Here is a 12872-nt window from a genome sequence, read left to right on the forward strand (position 1 = left end):
GATTATTGTTTTTTAGGAGATCTATTAGGTTTTGGTTTTCCTTTTGTTTTTACTTTCTTTTTTTTATCAAGATTAACAGAAGGTTTTTTGCTTTTTACTTTCTCTTTAAGAGGTTTTTTACTTTTATCATCATGTATAAAAATATCTTCCATTTTTTTTGGTTGTTCATCTTCGCGCCAAATAAAACCTTTTAGCTTTCTAACATCATCTGGTAGTTTAGATGGAGGATAGGTGTTACCATCAGATTTTTTTAAATATTTGATAGTTTCAATCTGTCCTTGTTCTAAAGTGAATTCTATATTACTAGATATTTCTTTAGTAATCGTTTCTAAAACTTGAGTATCTTCATTTCTGTTGAAATAAACAGATTCGGCATTTCCTTTAACCAAAAGTAAGTGCAATTTATTCTCTCTAAACTTCCCAAACATATTTCTACCTTTAATTTGGTTGAAATCTTCTTTAGAAATAGAATCTTTAGAAACGATAAAAGAGTTATTTAATACTTTTAAAGAATCTAATTTTTCTGTTTCTACATTAGAAAGTAAATGAATGGTATCTCCTGTAATTTGATTTTGATCAGACCAAATTACTGGATTTTTAAACATTCTGGTTAATCCATTTGCTTGATTTGTATGTATAGAATCGCACTTTCCTTGTAAATCAGATTTAAAAATTTTTACATTATGATAGATTCGTACAATTCTTTTATCAGGTTTGCCTGTAACTAAAATAGTATCTCCATGAATAAACATAGAATCTTTGTCTATAATAGAAATAGCTAAGGCTTTTTTAATAATATACAATGAATCTTTCAATTCAAATATTTCTGCGTAATTTCCTCTAGTTATAAAATTTTGTACGGTATCTATAACTTGAATATTATTGGTTGCAGAAGCAAAACCTTTTCTCTTGTCATAATACAAACTATCACCTTCTACAGTTCTTTCTTTTAAATAGAGCTTTGCATTTTTTACAAAATGAGAAACATCTGTTTTTGTATTATAAAACCCTTTTTCACAATAAATTCTATTGTCATTTTGAGTATTTGTTATCGTAGACGGACCGTATAAATATGCAATTCCAGAGTTGGTATAATAGTCTAAATGATCAGATTCTAAGTGATGTTCTGGGTTTACAACAGTAACCCTTGTGGTTGCAGTGAATTTTTTATCGGCTAAATAAAAATTTCCATTTTTACTTTTTAAAGTATTTGTTTGGTCTTTTATGGTAGCGTAACTTCTGTAATATAATTTTTGGTTTAGTCTGTCAAAATGCAACGTATCTGTTGTTAAGGTCATTGTTGGATCTTTTAAAACCACATTTCCCCAAGAAAGAGCCTGCATAGAATTGGCATCGTAATCTGTATAATTACTAGTCTGTGTTATGGTATCTCCTTGTTTAATCAACACATTTCCAATGGCTTTAAAGAAGTTTTTATCTTTATAGTATAATGCTTGTTGACTGGTTAAAATAATTCCATCGTGAATCATTTTAACGTTTCCAATTAACAATGTTGCTCCAGGATATTTTTCTTCATCAGCTTCTTGCTGTTCGGCATAATATTCAATTTTTCTTTTTTCTTGCGAAAAAGAAACGAAGGATGAAATAACAAGCAATAAAAAAAGGATTCTTTTCAAAATAATGAATTTATCGCAAAAATAATGAAAAGAAAATGGCTACCTATTAAAGAAAAGTGAAAATTAGTTGAAATAAATCTAGGAAAGGAAAAGTAAAGATTGTTCTAACTTTTTTGCTTTCGGAAATAATATATTATTTTCTATATGAATATGATTATTTAATAATTCTTCAAACTGTTGTAGCTTAAGATACAGTACTTTAAAAGAGATGCAAGCATTTTCTGGTATTTTGTAATTATTAGTTAATTCAGCAATTTTCTTAAAAGTTTTACTTACTTTTTCGTGATCATCTTCTATAACTTCAATAGGTTCATTTAAAGGTGAATTACTAGTATTAATTACAATCTTTTTATTTTTAGCATTTATAAGTTTCTTAATATATGGAAAAATAGTGCTTTCTTCATTTTTCATGTGCTCAAGAATACCATCTGCTATTCCTTGTATTAAAAGATTAATTTCTATGAGTTCTTTATATTCTTGCCCATAAATATTAGCTACTTTTTTACCATATTCTTTTAAGAATAGTGTATTTTCTTCTTTGTATTCGTGTTGTATTTTTATTAAAAAATCTATTAAGAAATCTAATTTCCAAGAATTATAATCTTTTAAATAATAAACCTTATTATTCACCGCTTTTAAATCTCTAATAATATGTTTTAAATTGGTGTTTTTTTCTTCACAAGCTTTATACAAAAGCATGTTTCCATGAATACTAAAATCTATTTTATATTTTTTTAAAACAGCTGCAGTATTAATGTTTTCTATAACAATAGTAGCAACACTTTTATTCATTAGAGTTATCACAATAAGAGACTTAGAATTTATTACAAAATTGATGTAGTTTTTAAGAATAAAAAATGACTTTTGTCACTAATTTAAATAATTATAATTTTTTTTGTAAAAATGATATGATTTTCGGAAAAGTAAGCGTTAAATGATGAATAAATTACATTTTAATAAAGTTTAAGACCGGAAGAAATATATTTATTATTATAGATATAATTTGGTTTCTATGATTAATATAATTTTAAGTTAATGTAATTTGCAGCAAAATTAAAATTTAATGAAATCACCTTTTTATTTAACAAAAGAAGAAATGCAGTCTTATGGCTATAAAATAGTAGATATTATTGTAGACCATTATATAGAAGAAGAAAGTAAAAAACCAGTAATTAAAGCTTCTAGAAAAGAAATGGATACAATGTTTTTAAGCGAAGCTCCAGATAATGCAACTCCTGCTGATGAAGTTTTAGATTTTGTGTCTAAAAATGTATTACCAAATAGTAATATATCTACGCATCCTAAATCTTTTTCTTTTGTGCCAGGCCCAAGTAACTTTATAAGCACTATGGCAGACTCTTTAGCAACTGGATTTAATATTTTTTCTGGTGGATGGATTGTTTCTCCGGCTGCAGCAGAGCTAGAAATTGTTACTTTAAATTGGTTGTTAAAAATGTTTGATTTTCCTGTTACAAAAGGAGGAGGGATTTTTACAAGTGGTGGTTCTATGGCTAATTTAACAGCTTTAACTACGGCTAGAAGAATAAAATGTGGTGATGATTTTTCTAAATCCATTATTTATTTATCAGACCAAGCACATTCTTCAAATATTAAAGCAATTGGGGTTTTAGGTTTTAAAAAGGAACAAATAAAAATAATTCCTACAGATTTAGAATTTAAGTTTAGTATGAATAAACTTAAAAATGAAATAGCGAAAGATAAGCTAGAAGGGAAAAAACCATTCTGTATTATCGCTTCTGCAGGTACTACAAATACCGGTACTGTAGACCCTTTAGATGATTTAGCAGATATTTGTGAAAAAGAAAATCTGTGGTTTCATATAGATGGTGCTTACGGTGCTGCCGCAATTTTATCTAAAAAAGGTAGTAGAGTTTTACGCGGAATAGAACGTGCAGATTCTTTAACAGTAGATCCTCACAAATGGTTTTTTCAACCTTATGAAATTGGTTGTTTATTAGTAAAAGATGCCTCTTGGTTAAGTAATACATTTAGTGAAAAACCAGAGTATTTAAGAGATATTGAAGGAAATGAGTCTGAAATTAATTTTTATGATTACGGAATTCAATTAACAAGAAGGTTTAGAGCTTTAAAATTTTATATGTCTATAAAAACATATGGTTTAAATGCTTTTAAGAAAGCAATTTCTTACAACATAGATTTAGCAGATCAAACAGAAGATATTCTTAGAAGAAGTAAAAATTGGGAAATTGTTTCTCCTGCTACTTTAGCAATTATTAATTTTAGATATAATCCGTTAAATAAAGACTTAACAGAAGAAGAATTAGATCTTTTAAATCAAGAAATTTCTACGAGAGTAGTAGATTCTAGAGAAGCATTTTTAGTAACTACAGTTTTACAGAACCAGATTGTAATTAGAATGTGTTTAATCAATCCTAAAACTACTTTAAAACATGTTACAGATACTTTAGATCAATGTGAAGAATTTGCTAGACAGGTTCTTTTAGAGTGGAAAAAGTAGGTTTTATATTAGAAATAAATATTCCTAAAACTCCAATTGGCATAAATGCAGAAATGAGTACTAAAACAGTATAATAATTATTGATAATTGAAAACTGTTGCCAATTGCAAAAACCTTTGTAGAAGATTAATATTTCAGAAAAAATAAAACCAAATAAGTACAGATACATCCAAACTTTTGGTAATTTTAAAAGTTTGTTTTGAGGTAAAAAAAAGAAGATACTTAAACTAATAATTCCTAAAAAGACAAGGTGTAAATATCCTATAACAAAATCTCTTATTTGATAGGATAAGGCTGCAAAATAAGGAATTACTGTAAGAGTTTGCATCAGAATTTTTAAAGAAAATAACACGAAAATAAAGCTGATTAATCGGTAGAAAAAAGGTGTTATTTTCTCTTTTAAAAATGTTTTTTGAAGCTTAATTATTTGATAAAACTGCATTAAAGTAATTAGTTGAGTAATTGTACCTAATGCTGCTAATATATAAATAGTTAAAGGTGGTTTTATCCAAAGAAAAGATAAGGCTAAAGTAAAGATGCAACTGAATACCATCCATCTAAAAAAAACAATCATTTTATTCTTTAAAATTATTCTATTATTTTTTTCTAGAAAAGAGAAAAAAAGTCCTAGTAAACAAAAAATAAACCATCCATTATATTGAAAATGTAAATAGAAATAAATAGCATTTTTATACCAATGAGAAGTGCTTCCTAAGGTGTTCATAATAATTCCTAAAGCCCAAGGGCCAATGCTAGAAATAATCATAAAAATAAGAGCAGCATTTATAAATTTGAAAGCATAACTATCTTTATTAAAATTATTGTTTTTTCTAAAGAAAACATAAAACCAATAAGAGCAAAGTATAAATAGTGTAGAAAAAATGATGGAAAACAGCGCATAACCCGTTATCGGGAAACTGAATAGCATTCCTAAAATAGTAACTTGAGTAATTAAAAATAATTTTGTGTATTTTTTTTTGGATTCCTCTTTAATAAATAAATGAAAAATTAATGTGGTTAATCCTATATATACCCAACCTAAAAGAGCCACGTGAGAGTGTGTATGTACAAAAAATTTATAATCAATATTTATATCAATAATAGGAAAAAGACGTAATAAGAGTCCCAAAGAGGAGGCTATTAAAAAATATATAAGTGCCACAAAACTTTGTGTTTTGGCTTTTACCATTATTATAAAGTATTTATAATATTCTTATTTTCAGCATATTCAATAGACATTTCTAAAATAGTTTTCTTTTTTAACTTAGAAATTAACTTATTTTTAAAGGGAACGTATAAATGATGAACAACACAAGGATTGGTATCACTGCACTCTAATTGACCTAAATAACAGTCATTAAATTTATCTGCCCCATCTATACATTCTATAATATCAAATAGTGAGTTTTTTTCATCTGTTTCTGATAGATAAAATCCACCATGTGGTCCTTTTACAGAACTTATGATGTTCTTTTTAGTTAATTCTTGTAGTGTTTTAGCTAAAAATGGAGCTGGCATCATTAGGTCATTTGCAATTTTTTTTGAACCAATTTTAAGATCTTTAGATGCTTTTTCAGTAAGGTAAAGTACAGCTCTAATTGCGTATTTACTAGAATTTGATAACATTTTATTTTTTAAGCAAAAATATAAAGATAAAATTATCTTTTAGTATGATATATGTCATATTTTTAATTAACAATCATTAATATTTTTGCTATATAAAAAGATGAATAGGTCTTTTATTATCAATTAAAAACAAAAACCCGAAAAAATGAAATTATTAAAACCAGTATTCTTATTAATTGTTGCAAGCTTATTGCTGACGAGCTGCAAAGAAGAATCTAAAAAAGAATTAGCAAAGGCAGATAGCTCTACTATTTATATTAAAGGAACTATGGATGCGGAATTAACTTCGCCACCTTTTGTACCAGCTCCTGTAGGAGATAGAACAGCTAAAAAGCTGTTAGTAAATATGGAAATTCTTGAAAAAGAAGGTGAAATGACAGATGGTGTTAAATATGTTTATTGGACTTTTGGTGGTTCGGTTCCTGGTAGTTTTATTAGAACTAGAGTAGGAGATGAAATAGAATTTACATTATCTAATCATCCAGATAATAAATTACCACATAATATAGATATGCATGCTGTAACAGGTCCTGGAGGAGGAGCAACATCTTCTTTTGTAGCGCCAGGTCATAGTAAAACGTTTTCTTTTAAAGCATTAAACCCTGGTTTGTTTGTGTACCATTGTGCTACTGCACCTGTTGGAATGCATATTGCAAACGGAATGTATGGTTTAATTTTAGTGGAACCAGAAGGGGGACTGCCAAAAGTAGATAAAGAATATTACATTATGCAAGGAGATTTTTACACAAAAGGAGCTACGGATGAAAAAGGATTACAAGCTTTTGATATGACAAAGGCGATAAAAGAAGATGCGGATTATGTGGTTTTTAACGGTAAAGTAGGTGCTTTAACAGGTGATAATGCAATTACTGCAAATGTAGGAGAAACGGTTCGTTTATTTGTTGGTAACGGTGGTCCAAACTTAACATCATCTTTCCATGTTATCGGAGAAATTTTTGATAAAGTACATGTAGAAGGTGGAGATTTAATCAATACAAACGTACAAACTACATCAATTCCTTCTGGTGGTGCAGCAATTGTAGAATTTAAAGTAGAAGTTCCTGGAACATTTATTATTGTAGATCATGCTATTTTTAGAGCTTTTAATAAAGGTGCTTTAGGAATGCTTAAAGTAACAGGAGAAGAGAATAAAAAATTATATTCTGGTATTAAACAAGAAGGAATTTATCATCCAGAAGGAGGTACAATTCAAACAATGCCAGATGATAATAAGAAAAAAGTGGTGGTAAATGCAATAGAAAAACCACTATCTAAAAAAATAGCAGATGGAAAACAATTATATATGACTACTTGTTTTGCTTGTCATCAGGCAGAAGGACAAGGAATTCCAAATGCATTTCCTCCTTTAGCAAAATCAGATTATTTAAATGCAGATGTTAAAAGAGCTGTTGGTATTGTATTACATGGTAAAACAGGAGAAATTACTGTAAATGGTAATAAATATAATAGTGTAATGACCAAACAAACACTTACAGAAGTGGAAATTGCAGATGTGCTTACTTATGTTTACAATTCTTGGGGAAATAATAAAACCAATGTTACCGTAAATACTGTAAAAGAAGTAAAAAGCAGTCACTAATAATTTTAATTCAAATTCAATGAAAACTATTTTAAGATTGACAATTTTTTTAATCCTCCTAAATGTAACTTATACAAGTTGTCAATCTAAAATGGTATCAATTAAAGGAGGAGAATATATTCCTTTATATGGCAGAGATTCTATGAAAGTTAAAATAAATGATTTTTTAATGGACGTGTATCCTGTAACCAATAAAGAGTATATAGATTTTGTAAAGAAATATCCAAAATGGCAAAAAAGTAAAGTCATAAAATTATTTGCTGATGAAAGCTATTTACGAGCATGGAAATCGGATACTATTTTAGGTGAAAATCAAAAAGAGCAATCTCCAATAACCCAAGTATCTTGGTTTGCTGCTAAAGAATATTGTGAATGTCAAGGAAAAAGGTTGCCAACTGTAGATGAATGGGAATATGTAGCGATGGCTAATAAAACAATACCAGATGCTAGAAAAGAAAAAGAGTACAATGCTTTTATTTTGGGATGGTATGAAAAACCTAAAACCTTTAATCAAACGATAGGTTCTACGTTTAAAAATTATTGGAACGTGTATGATTTACATGGCTTGGTTTGGGAATGGACTTCCGATTTTAATTCGGTTTTAATTTCTGGAGAGTCTAGAAAAGATGTAGATACAGATAATAATCTATTCTGTGGAAGTGCTGCGGTAAATGCAACGGATTTAATGAATTACGCTGCCTTTATGAGATATGCCATTAGAGGGAGTTTAAAAGCAAAATATACCATGAAAAACCTAGGTTTTAGATGTGTAAAAGATAATAAAAAATAGAAAAATGAAAATATTTAAATACATATTGGTATTGATGGTTACAATTACTACGTTAAGTTCGTGTAATAAAGCAACCTCTAAAGAAAGTAGTACAGTAGCTTATCAATGTCCCATGAAATGTGAAGGAGATAAAGTATATGCAGCAGAAGGTTCTTGTCCGGTTTGTGAAATGAAATTAAGACCAACTTCAAAAATTGTAAAAAAGGTTTTGTCTACCATGATTTCTGATGAATCTATTTTCAACCTAACTTCAAAATGGAATACGCAAGATGATAAGGAAATTGAGTTAAAAGAACTAAAAGGTAAAACTTTAGTAATGGTAATGATTTATACTACGTGTAAAGCAGCTTGCCCAAGGTTAACAGCAGATATGAGAAATATTGAAGAAAAAATTCCTACGGATTTAAAAAATGACGTTGAATTTGTTTTGGTAAGTATAGATCCTATAAATGATACGCCAAAAAGGTTGAAAGAGTTTGCTAAAGAAAATTTTCTTGCCGGTAACCAATGGACCTTATTACAGGGTACAGAAAGTGGTGTTAGAGAGTTTGCAAATGTTTTAGCAGTAAAATACAAACAGATTTCACCTTTAGATTTTTCGCACTCTAATATTATCAGTGTTTTTAATCCAGAAGGAGAATTAGTACATCAACAAGAAGGTTTAGGTGTTGATAATAAAGAGACAATTAAAAAGATTATAGAAACAATTAAAGCATATTAAAATGAAAATCACAAAAGACAATACAGTCGCAGAAGTAGTAACTTACAATATTAAAACAGCAGATGTGTTTAAAAAGCATGGAATAGATTTTTGTTGTGGTGGAGGAATTTCTATAGAAAAAGCATGTAAAAAACACAATGTTTCTTTTGAAGAAATGGAACAAGAACTATTAAACATAAATAACCCAACCTCTAATGCTTATAATTATGATGGTTGGAAACTGGAATTTTTAGTAGATCATATTATAAACATTCACCATGCTTATGTACAAGAAAGTACACCTATAATATTGCAATATGCGGCTAAAGTGGCAAAAGTACATGGACATCATTATACAGAAGTTATAGAAATTAATAAACTTTTTATTGAGGTAGCAAATGAATTAGCAGCGCATCTTAAAAAAGAAGAAAACGTATTATTTCCGTTTATTAAGCAATTAGTAAAGGCAGAGAAAGAAGGAGTAAAAACACCAAAACAACACTTTGGTACGGTAAATAACCCTATTAGAATGATGGAAGAAGAACATGAAAGTGCAGGGGATATTTTAAAAGAAATAAAACGACTTTCTAATAATTATACACCACCAGAAGGAGCGTGTAATACGTTTAAAGCTTTGTATGCTAAGTTAGATGAGTTTGAGCAAGATTTACATCAACATATACATTTAGAGAACAATATTTTATTCCCTAAAGCCATTCTCTTAGAAAAGAAAATTAATTAATAAAATTATCTTATTACCCCTAAAACGTACCGAAAACTGATTGTTAATTTATTGATAATCAGTTTTTTTTTATAGTATTTATTTCTTTAAAATGATAATAGTCATATTTTTAAAATGCAAATAATTATAAATTGCGAGCTTAATTAAATTTAGTTAAACATTTAAATTAAACAATGAAAAACGCACATTCATTTCATATCCCAGTAATGGGAATTGGGTTTACGATAGATTCACCTTTAAAAGTAGCGCAATTTGGTATAGATTCTGTTATTTCTTTAGTTGATGATATTCTTGTAGAAAAAATGCGAAAAATTTACAGCGAAAAATTTGAACTTCCTTATAAAGAAATTTCAGATAAAGTAGATGATTTTAGAGCAAAGAGAATTACATCTTATTTAGATTTATTACATGATCAAACAGAAATTAAATTTAACCAACTTAAAAATATCACTTCAGAAAAAAGTAAAGCATTAAAGGATTATATTCATATGTTACCAGAATATTCTTCATTAAAAAAAGAGTTTTTAAAACTGACTGAAGATGGGGTAGATTTTTCTAAGGTTAAAGATTGGGCAAATAAAAATTTATCAATGGGTAGTATTGATGTTAATATTATGACCAAAATTGATAAAGGAAATTATGTAGACCAAGAGTTACTACCTATAGAATACAATGATGCACATGCGGCATTAAGAGGGTATTCTAATAGTAAATTATCTTCGTCTTTAATTCTTTCTGCAGGTATGAATCCTAGATTATATACTTACATGAGTAATTTTGATGATTTTTATCCTGATACAAACGGAAACATCAAAAAGAAGATTATTTTAAAAGTAAGTGATTACAGATCTGCTTTTATTCAAGGAAAATTTTTGGCTAAAAAAGGATTATGGGTCTCTGAATATAGGGTAGAATCTGGTTTAAATTGTGGAGGACATGCTTTTGCAACAGAAGGTTTTTTAATGGGCCCTGTTTTAAAAGAATTTAAAGAAAACAAGGAAACTTTAATAAGTCAAACAAAAGAATTAATGCTGCAAGCTTTAAAAGATGCAGATAGAATAATACCTACAAAAGATTTAGAATTAAAAATTACCACCCAAGGTGGTGTTGGTACAGGTGAAGAACATTCTTTTTTATTAGAAGAATACCAATTAGATTCTGTAGGGTGGGGAAGTCCGTTTTTACTGGTTCCAGAAGCAACGAGTGTAGATAAAAAAACAGTAGCACAATTAGCCGAAGCAAAAGAACAAGATCTATATTTAAGTAACAGTTCTCCTTTAGGAGTTCCTTTTAATACCTTAAAAGGAAATACAAAAGATGTTCAAAGACAAATGCTTATAGATAAAGGAAGACCAGGTACTTCTTGTCCTAATAAATTTATCGCCTTAAATCATGAGTTTAAAGAAACGGGTTTATGTACTGCTTCTAGAGAGTATCAGCATTTAAAATTAAAAGAAATAGATGCTTTAGAAATTTCTTCAGAAGAAAAAGAGAAAAAAATAAATCAGGTTACAGAAAAGTCTTGTATTTGTGTTGGTTTAGGTACATCAACACTAATTTTGAATAATGTAAGCACAAAAAAAACTGGAGATGGAGTTTCTATTTGCCCGGGACCTAATATGGCATATTATGATCAGATAATGAGTTTAAGTGATATTACAGACCATATTTATGGTAGAAAAAATATGATAACTAGAACCGATAGACCTAATGTTTTTGTAAAAGAATTATCTCTTTATATAACACATCTACAAGATAAAGTAGATGAAGCTAGAGGAATAATTGATAAAAAGCAACTTAGATCTTTAACAAAGTTTAAAAAGAATTTAGAAGCAGGAATTACTTATTATAATGAGTTGTTTTTATCGAAGAAAGAAGCTTTTATTGATAGTAAAGAAGCATTGCTAAATTCACTTAAAATAGAGGAACAAAAATTAGAGTTAATAGGTTTAGAAATAGAGAATCTATAAGGAAGTATATTTATCATGAAAAAGTCTCTTTTAATATTAAAAGAGACTTTTTTTATGTTTATAAACGAAGTTGTTTTCTTTATCTATAATTGAATAATTTACATATGAATCTTGTTATTAATGGATTATATTGGGTTTATTTTAAAGGAATAGTTGGTTTTATAAAAGAGAAAAAAGTCTTTTAAATGTGATAATAGTCATGTTTTTTAGCTGTTTACTTTTTTAAATTTGTTAGGAATAAGACAAATGAACTAGCAACGAAAAGTTTTCTAAAAACTAGTAACTATATAAAAATAACAATTAACCCTTAAATAAATAAAAAATGAAATTAAGAAGTTTAGTAGCAGTGCTTTCCGTATTACTATTTGTTGGTTGTGGAGGCAATGAAAAAAAGAAATCTACAAATGACATGCCTGTTAAAAAAGCTGCTGTTAAAAAAGCACCTGTAAAAGCAGAAAAAACGAAAGTTGTAAAAGAAGATGCAATTGCAGTAGATTTAAGTAATAAAGGAATTGGTCCTGTAAAATCTTTAACTTTAGGAGCAGTAGATCAAAAAATGGCAGGAGAAGGAAAATTATTATTTAAAAATAAATGTTCTTCTTGTCATAAGGCTAATAGAAAATTTATAGGACCTAGTCCTGAAGGAATTTTAGATAGACGTTCTCCAGAATGGGTAATGAATATGATTTTAAATCCTGAAGAAATGGTTAAAAGTGACCCAATTGCAAAAGCATTGTTAATTCAATTTAAGGGTGTACCAATGGCTAATCAACATTTAACTGAAAAAGAAAGTAGATTAATTTTAGAATATTTTAGAACTTTATAATATAAATCTTAATTAATAGGTTCTCCTAATATAGTCTAAATAGAACTATTTTAATTTAGGTTAATATACTTTTATAAAAAAGCATCTTTCAAAAGAATGAAAGATGCTTTTTTATTTATTAATTTGTCTCATCAAGAAATAGTGCTACAACTTAAGCTATTTATTTATGGAGCTACAAGAAAGAGTCTTGATTGTTTTCTAAAATAGGTATTTGTAATTTACAGTATAAAATATTGAAGTTTAACGATTTAATTCTTGAATTAAGTGTTGAAAATCTCTTTTATAAAAAGAGGTCTATTTAGCTTTTATTAAGAGATGTTTAGCGTATTAATGAGTAAAACTTATTAACATTTTTTTATTTCACTTCTTAATTTTATATTAAAGCTATTTAGTAATTGATTTACAGGTAATTAACCTTGAGTCTGTAAAAGTATATTGTTGATAATTGAACTATTTATAAAAGGCTGTTTTCTATGTTTTA

The 12872-nt window shown here is 27.9% G+C and carries 11 protein-coding genes; 7 read left to right on the top strand and 4 right to left on the bottom strand.

From position 1 onward, the window contains the following. Positions 1-2 precede the first annotated feature (2 nt). Both MPF19_RS10710 and MPF19_RS10715 read right to left on the bottom strand, forming a co-directional pair. Entirely contained in the window at positions 3-1637 is a 1635-nt protein-coding gene (locus MPF19_RS10710) for an OstA-like protein (protein ID WP_249988222.1), read from the bottom strand. 78 nt (positions 1638-1715) lie between these two features. Continuing rightward, complete coding sequence (locus MPF19_RS10715) at positions 1716-2429, bottom strand: DUF542 domain-containing protein (protein ID WP_203392378.1); 714 nt, start codon at positions 2427-2429, stop codon at positions 1716-1718. A gap of 271 nt (positions 2430-2700) precedes the next feature. Between MPF19_RS10715 and MPF19_RS10720 the strand changes: the two genes are divergently transcribed. After that, positions 2701-4137, top strand: a complete 1437-nt coding sequence (locus MPF19_RS10720; RefSeq protein WP_203392379.1) for a pyridoxal phosphate-dependent decarboxylase family protein — start codon at positions 2701-2703, stop codon at positions 4135-4137. Here the strand turns inward: MPF19_RS10720 and MPF19_RS10725 are convergent. Further along, on the bottom strand, positions 4106-5326 hold the full coding sequence (locus MPF19_RS10725) for a hypothetical protein (protein ID WP_249988223.1): 1221 nt from the start codon (positions 5324-5326) through the stop codon (positions 4106-4108). The two genes, MPF19_RS10720 and MPF19_RS10725, sit on opposite strands and share 32 nt — an antisense overlap. Positions 5327-5328: 2 nt before the next feature. Continuing rightward, positions 5329-5763, bottom strand: coding sequence for an RrF2 family transcriptional regulator (locus MPF19_RS10730; RefSeq protein ID WP_249988224.1), 435 nt, complete (start codon positions 5761-5763; stop codon positions 5329-5331). Between the two features lie 145 nt (positions 5764-5908). Here MPF19_RS10730 and nirK point away from each other — a divergent pair, with 145 nt between their 5' ends. The 6 genes from nirK to MPF19_RS10760 all read left to right on the top strand — a co-directional run bounded on the left by nirK (position 5909) and on the right by MPF19_RS10760 (position 12391). Continuing rightward, the gene (nirK, locus tag MPF19_RS10735) at positions 5909-7363 is read left to right on the top strand and encodes a copper-containing nitrite reductase (protein ID WP_249988225.1); all 1455 of its coding nucleotides are present in this window, start codon (positions 5909-5911) and stop codon (positions 7361-7363) included. Between the two features lie 19 nt (positions 7364-7382). Continuing rightward, positions 7383-8153 (top strand): formylglycine-generating enzyme family protein, encoded by a 771-nt coding sequence (locus MPF19_RS10740; RefSeq protein ID WP_249988226.1) that lies wholly within the window; start codon positions 7383-7385, stop codon positions 8151-8153. Between the two features lie 4 nt (positions 8154-8157). Next, positions 8158-8874, top strand: a complete 717-nt coding sequence (locus MPF19_RS10745) for an SCO family protein (RefSeq protein WP_249988227.1) — start codon at positions 8158-8160, stop codon at positions 8872-8874. A gap of 1 nt (position 8875) precedes the next feature. Next, entirely contained in the window at positions 8876-9595 is a 720-nt protein-coding gene (gene ric / locus MPF19_RS10750) for an iron-sulfur cluster repair di-iron protein (RefSeq protein WP_203392385.1), read from the top strand. Between the two features lie 173 nt (positions 9596-9768). Further along, entirely contained in the window at positions 9769-11565 is a 1797-nt protein-coding gene (locus MPF19_RS10755) for a hypothetical protein (RefSeq protein WP_249988228.1), read from the top strand. A gap of 322 nt (positions 11566-11887) precedes the next feature. Then, positions 11888-12391 (top strand): c-type cytochrome, encoded by a 504-nt coding sequence (locus MPF19_RS10760; protein WP_249988229.1) that lies wholly within the window; start codon positions 11888-11890, stop codon positions 12389-12391. The last annotated feature ends 481 nt before the right edge of the window (positions 12392-12872 follow it).

Origin of the sequence: Polaribacter sp. Z014 (assembly GCF_023555435.1) — a bacterium.
Lineage (GTDB): Bacteria > Bacteroidota > Bacteroidia > Flavobacteriales > Flavobacteriaceae > Polaribacter.

What these genes read in the sequence shown, in the direction of transcription:
- MPF19_RS10715 (WP_203392378.1), bottom strand. Translation starts at nt 2,429, where the DNA reads ATGAATAAAAGTGTTGCTACTATTGTTATAGAAAACATTAATACTGCA.
- MPF19_RS10720 (WP_203392379.1), top strand. Translation starts at nt 2,701, where the DNA reads ATGAAATCACCTTTTTATTTAACAAAAGAAGAAATGCAGTCTTATGGC.
- MPF19_RS10725 (WP_249988223.1), bottom strand. Translation starts at nt 5,326, where the DNA reads ATGGTAAAAGCCAAAACACAAAGTTTTGTGGCACTTATATATTTTTTA.
- MPF19_RS10730 (WP_249988224.1), bottom strand. Translation starts at nt 5,763, where the DNA reads ATGTTATCAAATTCTAGTAAATACGCAATTAGAGCTGTACTTTACCTT.
- nirK (WP_249988225.1), top strand. Translation starts at nt 5,909, where the DNA reads ATGAAATTATTAAAACCAGTATTCTTATTAATTGTTGCAAGCTTATTG.
- MPF19_RS10740 (WP_249988226.1), top strand. Translation starts at nt 7,383, where the DNA reads ATGAAAACTATTTTAAGATTGACAATTTTTTTAATCCTCCTAAATGTA.
- MPF19_RS10745 (WP_249988227.1), top strand. Translation starts at nt 8,158, where the DNA reads ATGAAAATATTTAAATACATATTGGTATTGATGGTTACAATTACTACG.
- ric (WP_203392385.1), top strand. Translation starts at nt 8,876, where the DNA reads ATGAAAATCACAAAAGACAATACAGTCGCAGAAGTAGTAACTTACAAT.
- MPF19_RS10755 (WP_249988228.1), top strand. Translation starts at nt 9,769, where the DNA reads ATGAAAAACGCACATTCATTTCATATCCCAGTAATGGGAATTGGGTTT.
- MPF19_RS10760 (WP_249988229.1), top strand. Translation starts at nt 11,888, where the DNA reads ATGAAATTAAGAAGTTTAGTAGCAGTGCTTTCCGTATTACTATTTGTT.